22 protein-coding genes are annotated in these 19,500 nt (G+C 69.8%); 9 read left to right on the forward strand and 13 right to left on the reverse strand.

What is annotated here, in order from left to right:
• Nucleotides 1–77: 77 nt before the first annotated feature.
• The 3 genes from scpC to ACQE3L_RS11380 are packed head-to-tail and all read right to left on the reverse strand — an operon-like array spanning nt 78 to nt 3,288.
• Nucleotides 78–1,544, reverse strand: a complete 1,467-nt coding sequence (gene scpC, locus ACQE3L_RS11370) for a succinyl-CoA:acetate CoA-transferase ScpC (protein WP_426963916.1) — start codon at nt 1,542–1,544, stop codon at nt 78–80.
• Complete coding sequence (locus ACQE3L_RS11375) at nt 1,541–2,086, reverse strand: MaoC family dehydratase (protein WP_426963917.1); 546 nt, start codon at nt 2,084–2,086, stop codon at nt 1,541–1,543. Before ACQE3L_RS11375 ends, scpC begins: the two co-directional genes overlap by 4 nt.
• Nucleotides 2,086–3,288, reverse strand: coding sequence for an acyl-CoA dehydrogenase family protein (locus tag ACQE3L_RS11380; RefSeq protein ID WP_426963918.1), 1,203 nt, complete (start codon nt 3,286–3,288; stop codon nt 2,086–2,088). Before ACQE3L_RS11380 ends, ACQE3L_RS11375 begins: the two co-directional genes overlap by 1 nt.
• Before the next feature lie 135 nt (nt 3,289–3,423).
• Here ACQE3L_RS11380 and ACQE3L_RS11385 point away from each other — a divergent pair, with 135 nt between their 5' ends.
• A complete protein-coding gene (locus ACQE3L_RS11385) occupies nt 3,424–4,197 on the forward strand; it encodes an IclR family transcriptional regulator (protein WP_426963920.1) in 774 nt (257 codons plus the stop codon).
• A gap of 443 nt (nt 4,198–4,640) precedes the next feature.
• On the opposite strand, the gene ACQE3L_RS11390 is transcribed toward ACQE3L_RS11385, so the two are convergent.
• Nucleotides 4,641–5,627, reverse strand: coding sequence for a DUF7551 domain-containing protein (locus tag ACQE3L_RS11390; protein ID WP_426963921.1), 987 nt, complete (start codon nt 5,625–5,627; stop codon nt 4,641–4,643).
• Between the two features lie 212 nt (nt 5,628–5,839).
• On the opposite strand from ACQE3L_RS11390, the gene ACQE3L_RS11395 reads away from it, so the two are divergent.
• The 4 genes from ACQE3L_RS11395 to glmM all read left to right on the forward strand — a co-directional run bounded on the left by ACQE3L_RS11395 (nt 5,840) and on the right by glmM (nt 9,295).
• A complete protein-coding gene (locus ACQE3L_RS11395) occupies nt 5,840–6,259 on the forward strand; it encodes a TRAM domain-containing protein (RefSeq protein WP_426963922.1) in 420 nt (139 codons plus the stop codon).
• 87 nt (nt 6,260–6,346) lie between these two features.
• Complete coding sequence (locus tag ACQE3L_RS11400; RefSeq protein WP_426963923.1) at nt 6,347–6,952, forward strand: helix-turn-helix domain-containing protein; 606 nt, start codon at nt 6,347–6,349, stop codon at nt 6,950–6,952.
• Between the two features lie 77 nt (nt 6,953–7,029).
• Nucleotides 7,030–7,209: a hypothetical protein gene (locus ACQE3L_RS11405; protein WP_426963924.1), complete on the forward strand. Its 180-nt coding sequence runs from the start codon at nt 7,030–7,032 to the stop codon at nt 7,207–7,209.
• Nucleotides 7,210–7,936: 727 nt separating this feature from the next.
• Nucleotides 7,937–9,295 (forward strand): phosphoglucosamine mutase, encoded by a 1,359-nt coding sequence (gene glmM / locus ACQE3L_RS11410; RefSeq protein WP_426963925.1) that lies wholly within the window; start codon nt 7,937–7,939, stop codon nt 9,293–9,295.
• A 19-nt stretch (nt 9,296–9,314) separates the two neighbouring features.
• Here glmM and ACQE3L_RS11415 read toward each other — a convergent pair whose 3' ends face one another.
• Nucleotides 9,315–9,761, reverse strand: coding sequence for a pyridoxamine 5'-phosphate oxidase family protein (locus tag ACQE3L_RS11415; protein WP_426963926.1), 447 nt, complete (start codon nt 9,759–9,761; stop codon nt 9,315–9,317).
• Between the two features lie 131 nt (nt 9,762–9,892).
• Between ACQE3L_RS11415 and ACQE3L_RS11420 the strand changes: the two genes are divergently transcribed.
• Nucleotides 9,893–10,840, forward strand: coding sequence for a TIGR03571 family LLM class oxidoreductase (locus ACQE3L_RS11420; protein ID WP_426963927.1), 948 nt, complete (start codon nt 9,893–9,895; stop codon nt 10,838–10,840).
• A 16-nt stretch (nt 10,841–10,856) separates the two neighbouring features.
• On the opposite strand, the gene ACQE3L_RS11425 is transcribed toward ACQE3L_RS11420, so the two are convergent.
• The 3 genes from ACQE3L_RS11425 to ACQE3L_RS11435 all read right to left on the reverse strand — a co-directional run bounded on the left by ACQE3L_RS11425 (nt 10,857) and on the right by ACQE3L_RS11435 (nt 13,428).
• Nucleotides 10,857–11,033: a hypothetical protein gene (locus tag ACQE3L_RS11425; protein WP_426963928.1), complete on the reverse strand. Its 177-nt coding sequence runs from the start codon at nt 11,031–11,033 to the stop codon at nt 10,857–10,859.
• Entirely contained in the window at nt 11,033–12,253 is a 1,221-nt protein-coding gene (locus tag ACQE3L_RS11430) for an ABC transporter substrate-binding protein (RefSeq protein WP_426963929.1), read from the reverse strand. Before ACQE3L_RS11430 ends, ACQE3L_RS11425 begins: the two co-directional genes overlap by 1 nt.
• A 62-nt stretch (nt 12,254–12,315) precedes the next feature.
• Entirely contained in the window at nt 12,316–13,428 is a 1,113-nt protein-coding gene (locus tag ACQE3L_RS11435; protein ID WP_426963930.1) for a HEAT repeat domain-containing protein, read from the reverse strand.
• Between the two features lie 242 nt (nt 13,429–13,670).
• Here ACQE3L_RS11435 and ACQE3L_RS11440 point away from each other — a divergent pair, with 242 nt between their 5' ends.
• The 3 genes from ACQE3L_RS11440 to ACQE3L_RS11450 all read left to right on the forward strand — a co-directional run bounded on the left by ACQE3L_RS11440 (nt 13,671) and on the right by ACQE3L_RS11450 (nt 16,646).
• A complete protein-coding gene (locus ACQE3L_RS11440) occupies nt 13,671–14,861 on the forward strand; it encodes an ABC transporter substrate-binding protein (RefSeq protein ID WP_426963931.1) in 1,191 nt (396 codons plus the stop codon).
• Between the two features lie 132 nt (nt 14,862–14,993).
• Nucleotides 14,994–15,962 carry an aldo/keto reductase gene (locus ACQE3L_RS11445; RefSeq protein ID WP_426963932.1) on the forward strand — a complete coding sequence of 323 codons (969 nt, stop codon included), beginning with the start codon at nt 14,994–14,996 and terminating at the stop codon, nt 15,960–15,962.
• A 153-nt stretch (nt 15,963–16,115) separates the two neighbouring features.
• Nucleotides 16,116–16,646 carry a hypothetical protein gene (locus ACQE3L_RS11450; protein WP_426963933.1) on the forward strand — a complete coding sequence of 177 codons (531 nt, stop codon included), beginning with the start codon at nt 16,116–16,118 and terminating at the stop codon, nt 16,644–16,646.
• A 9-nt stretch (nt 16,647–16,655) separates the two neighbouring features.
• On the opposite strand, the gene ACQE3L_RS11455 is transcribed toward ACQE3L_RS11450, so the two are convergent.
• From ACQE3L_RS11455 to paaA, 5 genes are read right to left on the reverse strand one after another with little or no spacing between them, the layout of a single operon-like run.
• The gene (locus tag ACQE3L_RS11455) at nt 16,656–16,835 is read right to left on the reverse strand and encodes a PaaD-like zinc ribbon domain-containing protein (RefSeq protein WP_426964104.1); all 180 of its coding nucleotides are present in this window, start codon (nt 16,833–16,835) and stop codon (nt 16,656–16,658) included.
• 2 nt (nt 16,836–16,837) lie between these two features.
• Nucleotides 16,838–17,299: a 1,2-phenylacetyl-CoA epoxidase subunit PaaD gene (paaD, locus tag ACQE3L_RS11460; protein WP_426963934.1), complete on the reverse strand. Its 462-nt coding sequence runs from the start codon at nt 17,297–17,299 to the stop codon at nt 16,838–16,840.
• A complete protein-coding gene (gene paaC / locus ACQE3L_RS11465; RefSeq protein WP_426963935.1) occupies nt 17,299–18,192 on the reverse strand; it encodes a 1,2-phenylacetyl-CoA epoxidase subunit PaaC in 894 nt (297 codons plus the stop codon). Before paaC ends, paaD begins: the two co-directional genes overlap by 1 nt.
• Nucleotides 18,185–18,523, reverse strand: coding sequence for a 1,2-phenylacetyl-CoA epoxidase subunit PaaB (paaB, locus tag ACQE3L_RS11470; RefSeq protein ID WP_426963937.1), 339 nt, complete (start codon nt 18,521–18,523; stop codon nt 18,185–18,187). Before paaB ends, paaC begins: the two co-directional genes overlap by 8 nt.
• A gap of 2 nt (nt 18,524–18,525) precedes the next feature.
• The gene (paaA, locus tag ACQE3L_RS11475) at nt 18,526–19,473 is read right to left on the reverse strand and encodes a 1,2-phenylacetyl-CoA epoxidase subunit PaaA (protein ID WP_426963939.1); all 948 of its coding nucleotides are present in this window, start codon (nt 19,471–19,473) and stop codon (nt 18,526–18,528) included.
• Between the last annotated feature and the right edge of the window lie 27 nt (nt 19,474–19,500).

The following is a 19,500-nucleotide window of genomic DNA, read 5'->3' on the forward strand; positions in this document are numbered from 1 at the left end:
TTGGTTGGGAATTCGGCGACCCGCCTCGTCGGCAAAAACCTGCGCCGCAGCGGTCGATCGGTCCGCGCGGTGGACGGTCAGCGGTCGCCGCGCCAGTCGAAGGCGGCGTCGAGGTCGTGGGGGACGTGACCGTCGGCCCGACCGGCCTCCTCGAGGTACGCTCGGAGGTCGGCCGCGTAGTCGGGGTGCGCGCAGGCGTCGACCAGCGCGCTCGCGGTCTCCCGCGGGTCGTTGCCCCGCAGGTCGGCGACGCCGCGCTCGGTCACGACCACGTCGACGTCGTGTTCGGTGTGATCGACGTGGGGGACCATCGGCACGATACGGGAGACGTCGCCCCCCTTCGCGGTCGACGGGAGCGCGAGGACCGACAGCGCCGCGTTGCGGTTGAAGTCCCCGCTCCCGCCGATCCCGTTCAGCATATCCGTCCCGCCGACGTGCGTCGAGTTCACGTGGCCGAACAGGTCGACCTCCAGCGCGCTGTTGACGGCGACGACGCCGAAGCGGTCGATGAGGCTCGGGCCGTTCGAGAGGTCCGCCGGCCGCAGCACCACGTCCTCGGCGTAGCGCTCCACCTCGTCGAACAACCGGTCCTGGCCCTCGGCCGAGAGCGCGAGGGAGGTCGCGCTGGCGGCCGCCAGTTCGCCGTCGTCGATCAGGTCCAACAGGCCGTCCTGGATCACCTCGCCGAAGTAGATCAGGTCCCTGTCGCCCAGCTCCGCCTCTCCGAGCGCCGCCATCAGCGCGTTGCCGAGGCTGCCGACGCCGAACTGGATCCGGAGCGACTCCGCGAACAGGGGGGAGCGCTCGACCTCCGTCTCGATGAACGCGCGGAGGTTCTCGGCGATCGCGCGGTCGTCCGCGGTGGGTTCGCGGAACTCGTAGGGCCGGTCCCGGCGGTTCGTCTCCACGACGGCGACCAGTTTCGCGGGGTCGAACCACACGCGGTCGTCGCCGATGCGGTCGCCCGGCCCCGACAGCGGGACCGGTTCGCGGTTCGGCGGCCGTCCCCGCCGATAGATGTCGTGGAAGCGCCGGACGCCCTCGGGGACGGCGGCGTTCACCTCCACGATCAGTCGGTCCGCGGCCGCGACGAACGCGGGCGTCTGGCCGATGCTCGTCGTGGGGATCAGCCAGTCGCCGCCGACGGCGAGCGCCTCGACGATCGCCACGTCCGGGTCCACGAGCCCGCCGTACTGCACCTCGTCGCCGAGCGAACTGATGTTGCGGTCGTGGAAGGCGACCTCGCCCGCGTTGATCGCCTCCCGGATCGTTCCGCCCGCCTGGTAGGGGAACCGGCGGTCGACCGCCCCCGCCTCCACGAGTTCGCGGTCGATCTCCGGGCCGACGCTGCCGCCGCTGACGACGGTCAGTCCCGGGTCGCGGTCGTCCGCGGCCGCCGCGGACGCGAGCGCGGACGGGACCGCCTTGGGGTAGCCCACGCTCCCGAAGCCGCTGACGAGGACCGCGTCGTCGTCCCCGATCTCGGCCGCGGCCTCGGCGGCCGACGCGATCGGAAGCCCGTCCTCGACCCGGCCGTCGCTCATTCGCAGTCCTCTGGCTGGGTGCCGACGCCCTCCGGCCAGCCGGGCGGCTGCGCCGCCGAGGGCTCGGCGTACGAGCGCTTGAGCACCATCGGCGTGCGCTCCAGCGACAGCACGAGGTCGTCGTCCTGGTTGTACGTCCTGAGCTCGGTCGTGACCATGCCGACGTGGTCGCGGCTCTCGGACTCCCGCTTCGAGAGCACCTCGGACTCCGCGAACAGCGTGTCGCCGTGGAAGACCGGCGCGTGGTGTCTGATGTCGTCGTAGCCGAGGTTCGCGGTCGCGTTCATCGATACGTCGACCACGCTCATCCCCACCGCGAGCGCGATCACGAACGTCCCGTCGACGAGGCGCTCGCCGAACTCCGTCTCGGCGGCGTACGCCTCGTTGAAGTGCATCGGGTTCACGTTCATGGTGATGTTCGTGAACCAGACGTTGTCCGTCTCCGTCACGGTGCGTCCGTAGGGGTGTTTGTACACGTCCCCCACTTCGAAGTCCTCGTAGTATCGTCCCTGCCAGCCGGTCTTGAGTCGTTTGTCGGTCATCAGTAGGATCTCGGTAACCCGAGCACGTTCTCGCCGATGTAGTTCAACGCGAGCTGCTGGGTGATCGGGACCAGCCGCGTGAGCCGCGCCTCCCGGAAGTAGCGCTCCACGTCGTACTCGCGGGCGACACCGAAGCCGCCGTGGGTCTGGACCGCGGCGTCCGCGGCGTCGAAGGCCGCTTCCGCCGCGAGGTACTTCGCCATGTTCGCGCGGGCGCCGACCGCCTTCGCGTCGGCGTCGTCGTCCGCGTCGCTCGCGGCGCCGTACACCATCCCCTTCGCGGCCTGCACGTGAGCGTGCGCCTCCGCGAGGGGGTGCTGGATCGCCTGATTGGCGCCGATGGGGCCGCCGAACACTTCGCGGTCGTTCGCGTAGGAGGCCCCCGCCTCGATGGCGGCCTCGCCGAGGCCGACGCACTCGGCCGCGATGGCGAGCCGCTCCTCGTTGAGGCCGTCGAGCATCTGGTAGAACCCGCGCCCCTCCTCGCCGATCAGGTTCTCCGCGGGGACCCGGAGGTCCTCGAAGAACAGCTCGTAGGAGTGGACGAAGTTGCTCGCGGTCTTGTCGATCTTCTCGATCTCCAGCCCGCCCTGCTCGTAGGCGTCCTCCAGGTCGACGAGCAGCATCGAGAGCCCGCGGGTCCGCTTTTCGACCTCCTCGCGCGGAGTCGTCCGCGCCATCAACACGAGGTAGTCGCTGGCGTCGACCCGGGAGATCCAGATCTTCTGGCCGTTCACGACGTACTCGTCGCCGTCGAGTTCCGCGCTCGTCTGGATCGACGTGGAGTCCGAACCCGCGTTCGGCTCGGTGAGGCCGAACGCCTGGATCGAGGTCTCGCCGCGCGCGACCTTCGGGAGGAGGTCGGCCTTCAGCTCCTCGCTCCCGTACTTCACCAGCGGGACCGAGTTGTAGATCGCGCCGTGGACCGCCTGCGCCGCGCTGAAGCCGCCGCCGGAGGCGGCGATCTCCTCGAGCATCACGACGACCTCGTCGGTGCCCATTCCGGCGCCACCGTGCTCCTCCGGCAGGAGCGCGCCGAACCATCCCCCTTCGGCGAGCGCGTCCACGAACTCCTGCGGGTACTCCCCCTGCGCGTCCTTCTCCCGCCAGTACGCGGCGTCGAAGTCCGCACAGATATCCCGAATCGCGTCGCGGACGAGCTGCTGCTGGTCGGTCAGATTGACCGTGTCTCGCTCTACCATTTGCCGACAGAGCGTTTCGCGGGCGGTCGCATAAAGGTGAGGGTGCGGGCGGTCGCAGGTAGCTCCACGTCGTCCGAGGCCCAGCATGCGTTCGACGACACGAAACACTATATGGGTAAAGCGCATATTGGGTGTATGAACGGCGAGACGGACCACGGCGGGCTCGATACGGTCGGTTCGGTGGAGACGCTGTTCGATATCGTCGAATTCGTTCACGGGAACGAGGGCGTGACGCTCGCGGAGGCGGCCGCGGCGCTCCCGTACGCCAAGAGCACGGTGCACCGCCACCTCGCGACGCTCAAGGAGCGCGGCTACGTCGTCGAGGAGGACGGCTACTACACGGGGCTCCGGTTCCTGGAGCTCGGCGAGCGGGCCCGCAGCCGGCGCCGGGCGTACCGGCTGGCTCGCACGAAGGTCGAGGAACTCGCGGCCGAGACCGGCGAACGCGCCCAGTTCATCGTCGAGGAGCACGGGCAGGCGGTGTACGTCCACCGCGCGCTGGGCGAACACGCCGTCAACACCGACGCGGAGATCGGCAAACGCATCCCGCTGCACGCGACCGCGTCCGGCAAGGCCATCCTCGCCGCCATGGACTCGGCCGAATCGTCCCGCATCATCGAACGCTCGTCGTTCGAACGCGTCACGTCGGAGACCATCACCGACCCAGAATCGCTCGCGGACGAGCTCGACGCGATCGCCGACCGCGGCTACGCGTTCAACCGCGAGGAGAACCTCGACGGCCTCCACGCGGTCGGCGTCCCGATCAGCGGTCCAGAAGACACCGTGATCGGTGCGCTGAGCGTTTCCGGCCCCTCCCACCGGCTCACCGGCCACCGCTTCGAGGAAGAACTCCCGACGCTGCTTCTGGGGACGGCCAACGAACTCGAGTTGAACATCGCCCACGCGTAGCGTTCCGCATCGCGGGACGAACGAAAAACTGCGTTTTCCGTCGCGACTCTTCGACGCTTCGCCATTACGAGCTTAGTTCTGTAACGGAGCAAGCTCCGATCGTCGTCGCTGGCGGCGCCACGCTCCGATCAATATATTTCTTTATTCTGAGCATTCAGCAAAAGCCTATGAAATTCAGTATGTAGACACTGGATCCGAATCGTGGAGTAATCACCTCTACTATTCCTGAAAATTCTATTTTCTGGGTAATTGGGGAGGAATTTGTATAAAATCTCTCTTTATGGATGTTATTGGTAGATCTCAGTGGATACTGATTCCAACATCAGGAACAGTCTCAATACTCTATTCATGATAGTGTCACTATAACTTGTCTATCATTTCTTGACTAGTGTATGATTTTCGGAATGACTGCCAGTTCCGTTTTCGGTTCTGATCGCGGCGGGTCACTCCGACCCGCTCGTCACCGCGGGGCCGGCCGAGACGCGCGTCAGCCCTCGCGGGGGTCGCTCCGCGGTCGGGTGGTCGGTCGCGACCGCGATTCGCCACGCCGGGGACCGACCGTCGGCGGGGTCGAGTCGGGTCGCGGCGGTCACGGAGACGTTCGCGGCCGCGTCCGCGTCGCCGACCCGGCTCAGGAGGGCCAGCGTGAACGGGAGCGTGACGAGCGCGTCCCCACCGTCGTCCGCGCTCGCGTAGCCGCGGAGCGTGACCGACCGCGACCGGCGGTTCGCGGTCGTCTCGGGGTCGGCAGTCGGCCCCGACTCGGGGGCGTGTACCGCGAACGCTTCGAGGAACGCGACCGACCGCAGGTCACACAGCGCGCCTTCCAGGGGATCGGCCGCCGCGGTCGAGGGCGCGGGGAGCCGGGCCGCGGCGTCGCACAGCAGGGCCGCCTGTTCGGTCGGGTCGAGTCGGTCGTCGACCTCCCGGGCCACGTGCTCGAGGAGGTGGAGGCAGAGCTCGTCCGGGTCGCTCACCGACTCGGCCGCCTCCAGGTACGCGTCCATGATCGCCGTCTCGACGCCCCGGTGGGGGGAGTTCTCGATCGCCTCGAACGTCGCGCCGGCGGCGGTGTGACAGAAGTCGACCAGGGTCCGCCGTTCGGCGGTCGACGGCCGGCTTCCGGACTCGGTGCGGGAGCGGTCGCGTCCGTCGTCCCCGGTCGCCTCCCGGCCCCGGGGGCCCTGAAGGCGACGCTGACAGGCGACCACGTCGTGGAAGGGGACCTGCGGATCGTACCGGCGCAACGCCGCTCGGTACTGCTCGGTCGCCTTCGCCGCCGCGCGGGCGGTCGGCCGTGAGGGGAACCGGAGCCCGGTCGTCGGGACCGGCCGGTCGCCGGTCCGGGCACACCGGAGCACGTACTCGCCGTCGGCGGTCGCGAGCGACTCGATGTGGCCCCGCACGTCGTCGAGCGTGGCCCCGATCATCGACGGTCCCTCCCCCGGTCCGCGGCCGCACCTGCGGCACGCGACCGCGGCCGTGTGCGAGTCCGATCGTCCATGTGGTTTAGGCCAACCTAAAGAATCATAATCCCATCGGTTCCGGTCGGTCTCGCGGGTCCGTCGGAGGCGGGGCCAATCGGCAGCCGTTCGCCGTGGGAATCGGGGATTTATCTCCCCCCGGCCCGCAATCGGTCAGTATGGTCGAAATAACTGATTCTCTGAAGTGTCTCTATACGGCCACCGTGGACGACGACGGCGAGGGCGGGTACACCGTCACCGTTCCGGACGCCGAAGTCGGGCACGGAACGCTGGCCGAGGGCGAGACGTACCGCGTCGTGCTGCTGGACCACGACGGCGGTGAGTCGACAGATGCGTCCGCGGCCGCGACCGCGAGCGAGCGCGACCGTGCGTCCGCGACGGAACCGAGCGGGCCGCCGGTCTCCGAGGGTGAGGTGCGCGAGGTCACCATCGAGACGCTCGGCGACCAGGGCGACGGCATCGCCAAGATCGAACGCGGCTACGTGGTCATCGTCCCGGACGCGGACCTGGGCGACGAGGTGACGGTGGAGATCACGGCGGTCCGAGAGAACGTCTCCTTCGCCGAGATCGTCGAGTAGAACGGAGCGGGAACGGTCTCAGTCTTTTGCGACCCCATCCCCCGGTGCGAAGGGCTATACTTCTCCGACCGGTATCCTCGCCAAATCATGTCGTCGAACGCCGGTGACGCGGACGGTGGCTGCCTCCGGGTCGACCTCGACGTCGAACCCGGCAGCGCGTGGGAGTGTCCCATCGTCGACGACCACGACGACGTCCGCGAGGTGACCGTCAACGCGGTCGGCGACGACTGCCGTGTGGACCTGACTCCCGCAGACGAGTCGGGCGTCGTGACCGCCACCGGCTCCGTCGACGAGGACTGCCTCTGTCACGTCTTCCAGCGGCACGACTGCGTTCCCCGCATTCGCGGGGTCGACGCCGGGACGATGCGCGTGACGACGTACGTCGACGACCGCTCCGTCGTCCGCGATCTTGTGAGCGCGCTCCGTGATGCGGTTGGACGCGTCGCGCTCGCCCGCCTCGCGGTCGTGGAGGGCCCCGGCACGACCGAGCGCGCGACGGTCGACCTCTCGGCGCTCACCGACGCCCAACGCGAGGTGCTCGACCTGGCGATCCGCCGCGGCTACTTCGGCGACGGGGCCGACCACGCCGCGCTCGCGGCGGAACTCGACATCTCCGAGTCCGCGCTCTCCCAGCGCCTCAGGGCGGGACAGGCTCGCCTCGTCGCTGAAGTGTTCGACGCGACGGCCGACTGATCGGGGCCCGTTCCGACGGTGCTGGGGGCCTGCCCGCCGGGGGCACTTCAAGCCCTTCACTGTGAAGCAGTGGTGCGATGACCGTTCCGTACCTCCCCTCGCACATGGCGACACAGGCTCACTCCCCGGCCACGACGCGCGACCGCGAACAGAGCACGGTGATGGCTGCGGCGATGCTCGCGTGGCTCGTCATCTGGCTCGGTATCATCGCGTTCCTGTTCGGCTACGGGAACGTTGTCTCCTCGATAGTGGTCTGAGAACCCTCCGCGGATCGGGGTTTTCTGAACGAGAGCGATACTTAGTGGAGCGATGTGTTTTTGTCTGTTTTTTGTTACTAGGCGGTGTTTTTGTGACTGCTGTCGGTGCTGCTTCCGGGGACAGAAACACCCAGAAAGCCCCAGCCGGCTCTCTGGACGCGGTTTTTGTGTCTGTTGCAGATCCTGCTGCGTGGAACAACACCATCCAGAAAGCCCCAGCCGGCTCGACCGCGCCGCGCCTCGCTGCGCTCCTCGCTCTCAGCACCGCCCGCTGCGGTGCTTATCTGGCAAGACGGTCCGGGCGTTCCGTTGCGTCTCTCGGCACAGCCCGACGGACGGGTCCGGGCTGCGACTTGCTGACTCTCGCTCGGCAGGCTCGCGAGAGCGTCGTCGGGGCGGGTTCGAATCGGCTGCCCCTTTCAGTCCCACCCACCGCACCGCAACCGCCCCGCACAGCAGCCTCGTACCTCCCCAACCTCGGCGGCGGCGCGGCCGCGAAACCGCACCGCATGCGGCCGCGCCGCCGCCTCCCTCGCGCGGTCGCGGCGCCACAGGGGCGCCGCGGCGCGCACCGACAGTACGGCACCGCAACCGCACCGCTCCGCGACCGCACAGCACCGCACCGCCGCGAGTTTCAGAAAAGCGATGTGTCTGAATCGGTCTGTAACACTAAGTATCGCCATCGATCGTCGGCCGCTTTTTGACGGTTGCCCGCGTGGGCCGGAGTATGTCTCTGTTCGGAACGAGCGGCGTACGCGGACCGGTCGGCGAGACGGTGACGGCGGGCCTCGCGCTCGACGTGGGGCGCGCGGTCGCGGCGGACGCCGACCGCGTGGTCGTCGGGCGCGATGCCCGCGACTCGGGGCGCGCGCTGGTAGACGCGCTCGCGGCCGGGCTGGTCGAGTGCGGGACCGACGTGGTGGACCTGGGCGTCGCGGCGACGCCGACCGTCGCGCGGGCCGTCGCGGGCGAGGACGCTGCCGCGGGCGTCGTGGTCACCGCCTCCCACAATCCGCCCGCTGACAACGGGATCAAGCTCTGGACGCGCTCGGGGCAGGCGTTCGACGCCGACCACCGGGCGACTGTCGAGTCCCGGATCGAGGAGGGGCAGTTCGAGTTCGCGGCGTGGGACGGCCACGGCGTCCGGCGCGAGGGCGCGGACGCCGACGCCCGCCACCGCGTGGCGCTCGTGGACGCGGGCGAGCGCGCCGTCGCGAGCACCGGGTCGACGTTCGACGACCTCTCCGTTGTCGTGGACCTGGGGAACGGCACGGGACGGGTGACGGCCGACGCGCTTCACGAGCTGGGCGCGGACGTGGCGACGCTCAACGCCCAGCGCGACGGGCGGTTCCCGGGGCGGCCGAGCGAACCGACCGCCGAGACCTGCCGCGGGCTGTGCGCACACGTCGCGGCGACCGACGCCGACCTGGGGATCGCTCACGACGGGGACGCGGACCGGATGATGGCGGTCGCGGGCGACGGCGAGTTCGTCCCGGGCGACCTGCTGCTCGCGCTGTTCGCGCGCCGGGAGGCGGGGGCTGGCGACGAGGTGGCAGCGCCGGTCGACACCAGCTTCGCCGTCGACGACGCGCTCGCCGAGGTCGGCGCGAGCGTGACGCGGACGCGGGTGGGCGACGTGTACGTGGCCGAGCGGACCCGCGAGGAGGGCGTCGTCTTCGGCGGCGAGCCCTCCGGCGCGTGGATCTTCCCGGAGCAGACGCTCTGTCCGGACGGTCCGCTCGCGGCCGTGACGCTGGCGGCGATGGCCGCGGCGGAGCCGCTCGCGGACCGACTCGCGACCGTCGAGCGCCACCCGATCCGACGCGCGAGCGTCGAGGTGGCGGACAAGGCGGCCGTGATGGAACGCGTCGCGGAGCGGCTGACCGCGGAGTACGCGGACACGTCCACGCTCGACGGGGTCCGCGTCGACCTCGACGAGGGCTGGTTCCTCGTGCGCGCGTCCGGCACGCAACCGCTCGTCCGGCTGACCGCGGAGGCGCGCGACCCCGAACTCGCCGACGGCATCCTCGCGGAGGCGCGGTCGGTGCTCGACGAGGCGATCGGGGCGGTCGAGCGGTCCGAGTGACTGCGGCGGTGACGCGGTCTCAGACCGCGGTCGAGGACTCCGTGCGCCCCTCCAGCGTGTCCGGAACGAGCCGGTAGAACTCGAAGTCCACCTGCGACGGCGGTCGCTCGAAGATGTCGACGATCGGGATGTGAACGCGTTCGAGCGCCGCGAGCGTCTCCGTCGCGATGTCGGACTCGCTGGTGTGTTCGAGCGTGCCGGTCGCGACGACGCTCCGTGCACCCTCCTCGCCCCGCTCGTAGGTCACGAACGAGACCGGGCGGTCCACGGCGTCCGCCTTCTCGCTCCCGCCGCCCACCGCGAGCCGGAAGAAGAACGCGGTCGTGTCGGCGTCGTAGCCGTACGAGACCGGCACGGTGTGGGGCGGTTCGTCCGGGTCACCCGCGAAGGAAATCACGCCGGTTCCCCCGACGCCGAGGAACGCGTCCCGCTCCCGCTCGTCCATCGTCGCCGCCTCGTTGACCATGGTTCACGGTACGCCGTCGGGTCGGATAAGTGTACAGTGCGGACCGGGACCGACGGCCGGCCGCACGCCCCGCGTCCGCCTCCGGAGACCGACAGGTCGTTGTGTCGCGGTCGCCTCCGGTCCCGTAACCGATGTCCGCACATCACAACGCCGGCTTCCGTCGACTGTTCGAGACGGACCGCCTCTCGTTCGGCACGGGGTTCCCGCTGACGAACGCGGACGAGTCGGCGCCGGACGTCGACGCGGAGGTCCGACTCGCCCGCCGCGCGGAGGAATTGGGCTACGACGCGCTGTGGGCCCGCGACGTGCCGACCTTCTGGCCGTCGTTCGGCGACGCCGGACAGACGTTCGACGTGTGGCCGTGGCTCACCAGAATGGCGACCGCGACCGACGACGTGGCGCTCGGGACCGCCAGCGTCGTGCTCACGCTCAGACATCCCCTCCACGTCGCGAAGGCCGCCGCCTCCGTGGACCGCCTCTCCGACGGCCGACTCGTCTTGGGCGTCGCCACGGGTGACCGCGACCCGGAGTTCCCCGCGTTCGACGTCGATCCCGACGACCGCGGCCACCTGTTCCGGGAGGCGGTCGGCCTCCTGCGGACGGTGTGGGCCGAGGAGTTCCCGGAGGCGGACACCTCGTGGGGGACGCTCGACGGCGACCTCTCCGTCGTCCCGGAGCCGACGACGGAGACGGTGCCGCTGCTGCCGACCGGGCACGCCCGACAGACCGTCGACTGGATCGGCGACCACGGCGACGGCTGGCTGTTCTACCACCTGCCCGAGTCGACGCTGGAATCGTACCTCGACGACTGGCGCGCCGCGGCGGGAGACAAACCGTTCGCGATGGCGATGCAGGTCGACCTCGCGGACGATCCGACCGCGGACCCCGAGCACGTCCATCAGGGGTTCCGCGCGGGGACGGAGTGGTTCCGGGAGTACGTCCGCGACCTCGAGGACGCGGGCGTCGACCACCTGCTGGTCGGCCTCCGCGGCGACGACCCCGAACGCGAGCTGGAGCGGTTCGCGAGCGAGGTGATGGAGCCGGTGCAAGCGACCGGTACTGACGGAAGCGACCGATAGCGCGGCCGAAGTGCGCTTAGCGGCGGACTCGCATCGGGGTTTCGGCGACGATGAACGGCTCCTCGTCGTCCGCGGCGGCGAGCGCGAGGCCACCGCAGTCGGTCCGGATCGCGTGGAGCGCTGGGAGGTCCGGAAGGTCGTAGTCCGCGGGGTCGCCGTACGCGCCCGCGATGGCCCACTCGCGGGCCCGCATCAGGCCTCTCCCGTGATGACCGCAGCGAGCGCGTCGTGGTCGAACAGCCGCTCGTCCTCGGGTACCTCACCGATCCCGTGCCAGTCGCCGAACGTCTCGGGGTAGAACTGCTTGGCGGCCACCTCGGTCTGGAGCAGGTTGATGACCGGCCCCTGGTAGGAGGTCCCGCCGCGGTAGAGGCGGTCGTTCTGCACGGCCGAGAGCTGGCTGCCCACGTCGTCCTCGCGCATGGTCTCCATCCGGGCCTCGAACTCCTCGGTCGAGACGTGCGAGAGGCCGTACTGGAACAGGAGCACGTCCGGGTCGGCCTCCAGCAGCTGCTCGTAGTCCCACTCGGCGTAGCTCCCCTCGATGAGGTCGTCGAACGCGCCCCGGATCCCGAGGTCGCGGTACTGCTTGTGGCCGTTCCCGTCGTGGACCGGGTACGCGTAGAACGACCCGCCCTCGAAGTCGGAGTTGACGGAGAGCAGCCCCACCGTCGGGCGCTCCTCCGCCGGCGGCAGGTTCTCCGCGATGTCGGTCTGCAGCCCGGCGTGTAACTCGGCGACCGCCTCGTAGCGCTCGCGCTCGCGGAAGACCTCCGCCACCTTCTCGAACGCCTCGTAGAGGTCGTAGTAACGATAATCGTGCCAGTCAGCGCCGCGCCGTCGGATGCTGTTCCCGACGATCGGACCGACGTTCTCGGCCACCTCCGCGAACTCCTCGTCCGTCCAGCCGTCGTCCAGTATCTGGACGAAATTCGGGTCGAAGAGGTGGACGTCGCTGTCGAGTTCGTAGAAGAGCTCCTTGTCGATCCCTCCCTCGCCCATGAGCTGGGTGATCCCCTCGAAGTCGACCTCGACGTCCGGGAGCGAGTTCACCAGCTCCGTCGGCCAGTTGTCGGTGAAGATCAGTCCCGTTGCGTCCTCCCAGCGGCCGAGCGCCAGCGCCATGTCGCCGTACGTGCTGAAGTAGGCCATCCACGACTCCGGCGGTCGCTCGAACGTCACCTCTCCCATCGGCGCCATCGACACCGCGTACTCCTCTCCGTCCCCCTCGGTCGCGGACTCCGTCGTCTCCGCGGTCGCGGTCGCCGGATCGGCGCCCGTCGTGTCGGTCGCCGATCCCGACCCCTCGCCGCCGGTACAGCCCGCGAGGAGCCCGGCCGTCGCGACCGCGCCGCCGTATCGCAGATACTCACGTCTCGTCCGCCCTGCCGAACCGATGTCGGTCGGGTCCATGTGGATTAGGCCCGCCTAAACACTCAAAAGCGCATCGGTTTTTAGGCCACCCTAACTATTCTTCATCTGGGTGCGCCGCAGTGCGGGCACATCGGGAGCTCCCCGTCCGGAAGGGGGGCCGCACAGTGCGGACATTCCCCGTCCTCGGGAGTCACCATCGCCTCGACGACCGCGTCCGTGTGCTCGCGGACCGCCGCGACCGAGGCGACGCCGTCCGGGGCGGACCCCTCCTCGGGACCGCGTTCCTCACCGGCTCTCTCCTCCCCGTCGGCGTCCAGCGCCGCCTCGGCGAACCGGACGCGCGTCCGGAGGAACGCCGCCGCCTCGTCGTCGGCGTCCGCGTTCTCGAGGGCGTCGGCGAGCGCGGCACGGAGGTCGACGCTCGGTGAGGGGTCGTCCCCGGTGGGTCGGGACGCCTCGTCCGCGCGGGCGAGGAGTCCCAGCGCCTCCGCCGCTCGGCCCCGGACGTACGGCTCCTCGTCGGCGAGTCGCGCCGCGAGCGCGTCCGCGGCGGCCGACAGCCGCGCCGGCCGCTCGCAGCCGACCACGACGAGCGCGGTACAGAGGTGATAGCGGACGAGCGGCTCCTCGTCGTCGAGGTGATCGGCCAGCGACGCGATCTGATGGGCCAGCCGCGTCGGGTCGCCGATGGCCACCGCCGCCAGCGCCTTCGCCAGCTTCCGGCGGACCTCCGGTTCGTCGAAGGCGAGGCCGACGCGCAGGTCCGCGAGCAGTTCCGGGGTGGCGACCTCCCCCGGACGCTCGACCGCGGCGTAGCCCAGCGCCTCCGCACAGCGCGCCCGCACGTAGTAGAACTCCCCGTCGTCCGCGAGGCGGTCGGCGAGGGTCGGGACCGCGTCGTCGACCGCGGCCGGCGCCGTCGCCGCCACCCGGACGAACAGCTTCGCGGTCGCCAGCCGCACCGACCGGTCGTCGTCGCGGAGAAATCGGGCGAGGTTCGCCCCGGCACCGTGAGCGAGGGCCGTCTCGCCCGCGTCGGGGCCGGCGTCCCCGGGGTCGTCGAGCGCCTCGCGGACCGCCACGATCGCTCGCTTTCGCTCGGTCGGATCGGCGACCGCGAGGCGCTCGCCCAGCGACGCGCGCGCCTCGTCGTCGCCGTCCTCGAGCGTCTCGACCGCCGCCTCGGGGTCGACGGGAGGGGTCTGGTCGGCCATCGGTGTCGGCTAACCCGTCCCGCCCGACCCACTTAACGACCGCCCGATCGACGCGGCCGGAACCGCCGCTCATCGAAACCGCGACACTTTTTAGGCAATCCTAAAATAACGAGTACGAACGTCCCGGGACCGAAGGTATGCGACGAATCGCCGGTCGGACCGCGGACCTGACCGGCGAAACCCGCGTGGACGGACCCAGGGATCGGAATGGTTATTATGTTTTAGGCTGGCCTAAAAAACACATGCCGAACGACGCTACCGAACGCGAGGCATCGACGCGACGAGAGTACGTGAAGTTCACCGGCGCGGCCGCGACCGCGGGCCTGTTGGCCGGCTGTACCGGCGGCGAGGGGGACGACCCCGAGACGGCACAGGAAGCGACCTCGACCGCCGCGGCCACCGACGACGCCACCGACACCGCGACCGCGGACGACGGCTACGAGGTCTCGATGGAGCCGGTCGGGACGGTCGCGTTCGACGAGGTGCCGGCGTCGATCGCGCCGTTCACCGCCGACTACGTCGACATGCTGGTCGCGCTCGGGCACGCGGACGCCGTCGAGTCGATCTGGTTCCGCGGCCGCTACAAGACCCTCCACTACGACCACCTCGACGGCGTGTCGATCGACCTCGACGACCTCACCCAGCTCTGGAACGACGGCGTCTCCAAGGAGGTCTTCTACGAGATGGACGCGGACCTCCACCTGATGGACCCCAACGCCCTGACGAGCTGGCTCGGGGTCTGGAGCGAGGACGACGTGGCCGAGATCCGCGAGAACGTCGCGCCGTTCCTCGGCAACCTGATCTTCCGGCGCACGGACGACTGGCACGACTACCGCTACTACTCGCTGTACGAGGCGTTCGAGAAGGTCGCCGCGGTCGTGCAGGAGCGCGAGCGGTTCGAGGCGATCCGGTCGGTCCACGACGACCTCGTCGCGGACGTCCAGAACCGGCTCCCGCCGGAGTCGGAGCGGCCGGACGCGGCCCTTATGTTCGCCGGCACCGAGCCGGACGAGTTCACGCCGTACCGGATCGACGGCGGGGGCGCGAACAAGGAGCACTTCCGCACGCTCGGCATCTCGGACGCGTTCGCCGGCACCGGCGTCGAGGGCTACTCGGGGTCCGAGTCGCTCGACTACGAGGCACTCCTGGAGATCGACCCCGACTCGCTGCTGCTCCGCTACCACGAGGAGGGGATGAGCCGCGAGGAGTTCGAGGATACCGTCGTCGCGTACATGAAAGACCACGACGTGGGCAGCCAGCTCACGGCGGTCCAGAACGACCGCGTGTTCCGCGGCGGCCCGATCTACGCCGGCCCGCTCCACAACCTGTTCATGATCGAGCGGTACGCGAAGGCCTACTTCCCCGACGAGTTCACCGAGGACGAACTGTTCGACCACGACGCGCTCGCCGACGTGATCACCGACGGGGTCTGAGACGCCCCACGTCGCCCGCCGCGGCTCGTGGCGGCGACTGCTGGTTTTGGATATCGCGCTGAGTGGTTTATGGCGCCCGACCGCGCGCGACGCCTCGCGTAGGTTTAACAGCCCGGCGTCCGCCCCTCGGACATGGAGTACACGACGCTCGGCTCGACCGGCACGACCGTCTCGCGGCTCTGTCTCGGCTGTATGAGCTTCGGCAGCGGCCACGACTGGATGCTGGACCCGGAGGAGGGCCGCGAACTGGTCGAGCGCGCGATCGACCTCGGCATCAACTTCTTCGACACGGCCAACGTCTACTCGAACGGCGAGAGCGAGGAGATCCTCGGCGACGTGCTGGCGGAGTACGACCGCGACGAGCAGGTCGTCGCGACGAAAGTCCGGTTCCCGGGCGCGAGCGAGCACCCGAACGCGGCGGGCCTCTCCCGGAAGACGATCGAGCAGGAACTGGACAACTCGCTGGACCGACTGGGGATGGACGCGGTCGACCTCTATCAGATCCACCGCTGGGATTACGACACGCCGGTCGAGGAGACGCTGCGCGCGCTCGACGACGCGGTGCGGCGCGGGAAGACGCGGTACGTCGGCGCCTCCTCGATGTGGGCCCACCAGTTCGCGGACGCGCTCCACACGAGCGACCGGCTCGGACTGGAGCGGTTCGCCACCATGCAGAACCTCTACAACCTCGCCTACCGCGAGGAGGAGCGCGAAATGCTCCCGCTGTGCGAGAAGGAGGGCATCGGCGTCATGCCGTGGAGCCCGATGGCGGCCGGCTACCTCACCCGCCCTTACGAGGCGGAGACCGCCACGTCCCGCGGCGAGCACGAGGCGGAAGTCGGTCGACCCTATCGCGAGGGCGGCGGCGAGGAGATAAACGCCCGCGTCGAGGAGCTCGCGGCCGAGAAGGGCGTGGAGATGGCGCAGATCGCGCTCTCGTGGGTGCTCCACAAGGACGTGGTGACGGCGCCCATCGTCGGTACGTCCAGCGTCGAGCACCTGGAGGACGCGGTCGAGGCGCTCGACATCGACCTGTCCGACTCCGACATCGAGTGGCTGGAGGAGCCGTACGAGCCGGTTCGGGTCTCCGGACACGAGTAGGGCGTTCGCCGCAGGCTCGGTCGCTCGCGCCGGAACGTACTTGATCCGGTGGGCACAACCTCCGCGTATGGTCCGCCGCCCTCCTCCACACGACGGCCCTCGAACGCTTCCGGCTCGGACGACTGACGGTCGCGGGACCTCGACGACATAAGGATGCCCGGGACGCCCGATCCGGTGCTCGGGAGCGACGCGGCGACGCTCGTTGCGAGCGTGCTGCTCGCCGTCGCTACGACGGCCGCGGCCGCGTGGCGCGCGTCGGGCACGCAACGCGCGTCGCGACCGCTCCGCACGGCGACCCTGCTCGGCGTCGCCCACGGCGCGGTCCTCGTCGGCGGCTGGGCGCTCGTGCGGACCGTCGCCGGCCGGTTCTGGACCGCGCCGACCGCGGCTCCCGGCGAGTTCCTGCTGGTCGTCGTCGGTGGACTGCTCGTGGTGACGCTGCAGGCGGCGGTGTCGCTCGGCTGGCTCGCGGCTCGGGGCGTCGTGAGCCCCACGGTCGGCCTCGCGGCCGCGACGGCGCTGGTCTGGTTCCTCATCCTGCGCGTCGGCGGCGAGAGTGATCCGCTCGGCCTGTACGCGCTGGCGTTTGGTCCGGTCGTCGTCGCCGCGCTCCTCGGACTGGGAGCCGCGGAGTGGGCGGTTCGGCGAGCACTCGACAGCGTCGAGAACGCCGGCGAAACCTGACGTCTGCCGCTACCCGAACCGCTCGAACGGCTCCTCGCAGTTCTCACAGAAATGCATCGAGCGACAGAGCCCCGGCCCCTTCGGGTGCTCCCTGTGCGTCTCGTCGGACCCGCAGTAGGGACAGACCGCCGGCTCTTCGTCCGCGTCGCCCGCGTCGCCGGCCGTCACGCTGGGGTCGCGGTCGCGCACGGTCACACGCTCAGACCGAACTCGCGGAGGTCCTCGCGACCGTCCGGAGTCACCATGTTCACGTTCCACTCCGGCGTGTAGCGGATCCGGACCTCGGCCTCGTGGACGCCGGGCGCGGTCTCGGCGGCACAGCGCACGTCGTTCGTGAGCATGTCCTTGGCCGGACAGCCGGTGTAGGTCAGCGTCATCTCGACCGTACAGCGGTCGCCCTCGACCGTCACCTCGTAGATCAGGCCCAGGTCCACGACGCTGACGGGCATCTCGGGGTCCTCGACCTCGCGGAGCGCGTCCCACACGTCGGCCGCGACGCCCTCGGCGCCCTCGCCGGTCTTGGGGTAGGAGTCGGGCGCCTCGCCGTCCTCGTAGCTGGTGTAGGCGCACGCCTCGCCGTCGGCCTCGCGCGCGGCGCTCGCCGCGTCCTCGCCGGGGTCCGCGCCGCCGCCGAGCGGGGCGTTCGCGGGCATCAGCTCACTTCCTCCGCACGGAGCCGAGCGGGGCGGTCGAAGTCGATCTCGTCGTGGGTCGCGGTGAACGCCTCGTAGAGCTCCGTCCACGCGTCGGTGTGGCTGCCGTCGCGGCCGCGGGCCGCCGGCCGCGGGGCCGCGTCCGGTTCGGGAACGGTCAGCCCGAGGGACTCGAGGTACGGGACCACGGTGTCGAGCCACTCCGCGCGCATGTCAGCGAGCGTCTCTCGGCGCACGCCGGCGTCGAGGATCGCCTCCTCGTTGGGTCCGGGCGCGAACAGCGAGAGCGCGTGCGGGAACAGCTCGTCGACCGCGGCGTCGAGCCGCTCGCGGGCGGTCTCGTCCTCCGCCAGCCGGTCGAGCCAGTTGGCGGCGTGCTCGCGGTGGTACTCCTCCTCGGAGAGCGCCTTGCCGACGCGGTCCGCGAGCGGCGCGTAGCTCGTCTCCACTAGGGCCTCCAGCCGGATGCGCTCGGCCACGTCGTAGAGGTAGCCGCGGACGACCGCGTTCCCCCACCCGTCGTCGTCGAACGGCCGCTCGGCGAGCGTGCTGTGGGTCCACTCGTCGGCCGGCTTCTCCCAGATGCACTCCGCCTCGGTGTAGCCCAGTTCCTGCAACAGGTCGTACCAGAGGCGGGCGTGGCCGAACTCGTCCTGCGCGACGTTCGCGAGCGCCAGGTCCGACTCCAGCGTCGGCGCGAATATCTGCCACTCGGTGAGCCGCTCGGCGTGGACGAACTCGTCGTCCGCGAGCCGGAACAGCTGCTCCTCGACCGCGATCTGCTGTTCGGCGCTGAGCGTGTCGCGGTCGAGGCTGCCGGCGGCGGGCGTCTCCTCCGGGATCTCGTAGCCGCCGGCCGCGTCGTCCGTGGCACCGCGTGCGTTCTCAGTCATCGGCTTCCTCCATCGCCTCGCGGCGCTTGCGGGCGGCCTCGCGCTGTTCGGCCTCGCTGTCGGCGACCTCCTCCGCGAAGGAGGCGTCGATGTCGTTGTACGTCATCGCCCAGCGGTACGACTTGTCGGTGGTGCCGCCGAAGGCGGCGTCCTCGGCGTCCACTTCACCGATCTCCGGCTGCGGGACGACCCACAGGGAGTTCGTCTGCATCCGGCGAGCGTGCTGGATCTGCGCGAACTGCTTGGCCATCTCGCGGTCCGGCGCGTGGACGTTGCCGACGTGTCTGTGGTAGTCGCCGGGCTCCTCCTGTCTGAACACTTCCCAGATCATGGTCAGTCGGCCGCCTCCCCGGTCGCGACGCCGGTCGCCTCGGACTCCCAGGAGTCGAGCGCGTCACGCACCCACTCGACCGCCTCCTGTCGGCGGCGCCGGGAGCCGATCTGCTCTTTGCTGCCCGGGTACTCGTTCTTGGAGATGGTCCAGAACTCGTCCCAGTCGAGCTCGTCGTAGGCGAGTTCGTAGCGGCCGGACTCCTCGTCGTACTCGATCCGGGGCGTGTCCGGGATCTCCAGGCCGTACTTCTCGGCCTTCGGGATGTACATGTTGAGGAACGACTGGCGGAGCTCGTCGTTCGTCGCGGTCTTGAGCCCCACGTCCTGCGCGAAGTCGTTGTGGTGGCTCTCGTCGTTCGGCGGGCCGAAGAACTGGATGATGCGGGGCCACCACACCTCGAACGTCTCCTGGGTGCGCTCCTGGGTCGCTTTCGAGCCGGACATTAGCTCGCGGAGGATCGACTCGCCGTGTTTGACGTGGAACCCCTCCTCGAAGCAGACCTTGTCCATCGCGTGGGCGTAGGGGGTCCAGGAGGTGGACTTCAGCGTCGCCTGCCGGCGCATCGCGCCGCCGTCGACGAAGAAGTCGATCATCGGCGCCTCGTACCAGGTGTCGACCGGGTAGTGGAAGCAGTTGAGGAACTTCCCCTCCCCGTTCGCCAGTTCGTCGAGCATCTCGTCGCGCGTCTTCACGCCGAGCGTCTCCGCGGCGCGGTAGAGCAGCTGCGCGTGGCCGATCTCGTCTTGCACCTTCGCGGTGTTGGCGAGCTTCCGGTCCAGCGACGGCGCCTTCCGCGTGAACTCCTTGTCGAGGTAGCCGCCCATGACCTCGGAGTTGGCGTGGAACTGGATCATCCGGGTCGCCGCTTTCCGATACTCCTCGGGCATGTCGTCGCCCGGACCGAACTGCCGCGGTCCGGCGCGGTCCTTCACTGTCTCGAGGTCCATAATCATTCTTCGGTACGGAGCCACACC

It is taken from the genome of Haloparvum alkalitolerans (assembly GCF_050122995.1).
GTDB classification, from domain to species: domain Archaea; phylum Halobacteriota; class Halobacteria; order Halobacteriales; family Haloferacaceae; genus Haloparvum; species Haloparvum alkalitolerans.

What these genes read in the sequence shown, in the direction of transcription:
- scpC (WP_426963916.1), bottom strand. Translation starts at nt 1,544, where the DNA reads ATGAGCGACGGCCGGGTCGAGGACGGGCTTCCGATCGCGTCGGCCGCC.
- ACQE3L_RS11375 (WP_426963917.1), bottom strand. Translation starts at nt 2,086, where the DNA reads ATGACCGACAAACGACTCAAGACCGGCTGGCAGGGACGATACTACGAG.
- ACQE3L_RS11380 (WP_426963918.1), bottom strand. Translation starts at nt 3,288, where the DNA reads ATGGTAGAGCGAGACACGGTCAATCTGACCGACCAGCAGCAGCTCGTC.
- ACQE3L_RS11385 (WP_426963920.1), top strand. Translation starts at nt 3,424, where the DNA reads ATGAACGGCGAGACGGACCACGGCGGGCTCGATACGGTCGGTTCGGTG.
- ACQE3L_RS11390 (WP_426963921.1), bottom strand. Translation starts at nt 5,627, where the DNA reads ATGATCGGGGCCACGCTCGACGACGTGCGGGGCCACATCGAGTCGCTC.
- ACQE3L_RS11395 (WP_426963922.1), top strand. Translation starts at nt 5,840, where the DNA reads ATGGTCGAAATAACTGATTCTCTGAAGTGTCTCTATACGGCCACCGTG.
- ACQE3L_RS11400 (WP_426963923.1), top strand. Translation starts at nt 6,347, where the DNA reads ATGTCGTCGAACGCCGGTGACGCGGACGGTGGCTGCCTCCGGGTCGAC.
- ACQE3L_RS11405 (WP_426963924.1), top strand. Translation starts at nt 7,030, where the DNA reads ATGACCGTTCCGTACCTCCCCTCGCACATGGCGACACAGGCTCACTCC.
- glmM (WP_426963925.1), top strand. Translation starts at nt 7,937, where the DNA reads ATGTCTCTGTTCGGAACGAGCGGCGTACGCGGACCGGTCGGCGAGACG.
- ACQE3L_RS11415 (WP_426963926.1), bottom strand. Translation starts at nt 9,761, where the DNA reads ATGGTCAACGAGGCGGCGACGATGGACGAGCGGGAGCGGGACGCGTTC.
- ACQE3L_RS11420 (WP_426963927.1), top strand. Translation starts at nt 9,893, where the DNA reads ATGTCCGCACATCACAACGCCGGCTTCCGTCGACTGTTCGAGACGGAC.
- ACQE3L_RS11425 (WP_426963928.1), bottom strand. Translation starts at nt 11,033, where the DNA reads ATGCGGGCCCGCGAGTGGGCCATCGCGGGCGCGTACGGCGACCCCGCG.
- ACQE3L_RS11430 (WP_426963929.1), bottom strand. Translation starts at nt 12,253, where the DNA reads ATGGACCCGACCGACATCGGTTCGGCAGGGCGGACGAGACGTGAGTAT.
- ACQE3L_RS11435 (WP_426963930.1), bottom strand. Translation starts at nt 13,428, where the DNA reads ATGGCCGACCAGACCCCTCCCGTCGACCCCGAGGCGGCGGTCGAGACG.
- ACQE3L_RS11440 (WP_426963931.1), top strand. Translation starts at nt 13,671, where the DNA reads ATGCCGAACGACGCTACCGAACGCGAGGCATCGACGCGACGAGAGTAC.
- ACQE3L_RS11445 (WP_426963932.1), top strand. Translation starts at nt 14,994, where the DNA reads ATGGAGTACACGACGCTCGGCTCGACCGGCACGACCGTCTCGCGGCTC.
- ACQE3L_RS11450 (WP_426963933.1), top strand. Translation starts at nt 16,116, where the DNA reads ATGCCCGGGACGCCCGATCCGGTGCTCGGGAGCGACGCGGCGACGCTC.
- paaD (WP_426963934.1), bottom strand. Translation starts at nt 17,299, where the DNA reads ATGCCCGCGAACGCCCCGCTCGGCGGCGGCGCGGACCCCGGCGAGGAC.
- paaC (WP_426963935.1), bottom strand. Translation starts at nt 18,192, where the DNA reads ATGACTGAGAACGCACGCGGTGCCACGGACGACGCGGCCGGCGGCTAC.
- paaB (WP_426963937.1), bottom strand. Translation starts at nt 18,523, where the DNA reads ATGATCTGGGAAGTGTTCAGACAGGAGGAGCCCGGCGACTACCACAGA.
- paaA (WP_426963939.1), bottom strand. Translation starts at nt 19,473, where the DNA reads ATGGACCTCGAGACAGTGAAGGACCGCGCCGGACCGCGGCAGTTCGGT.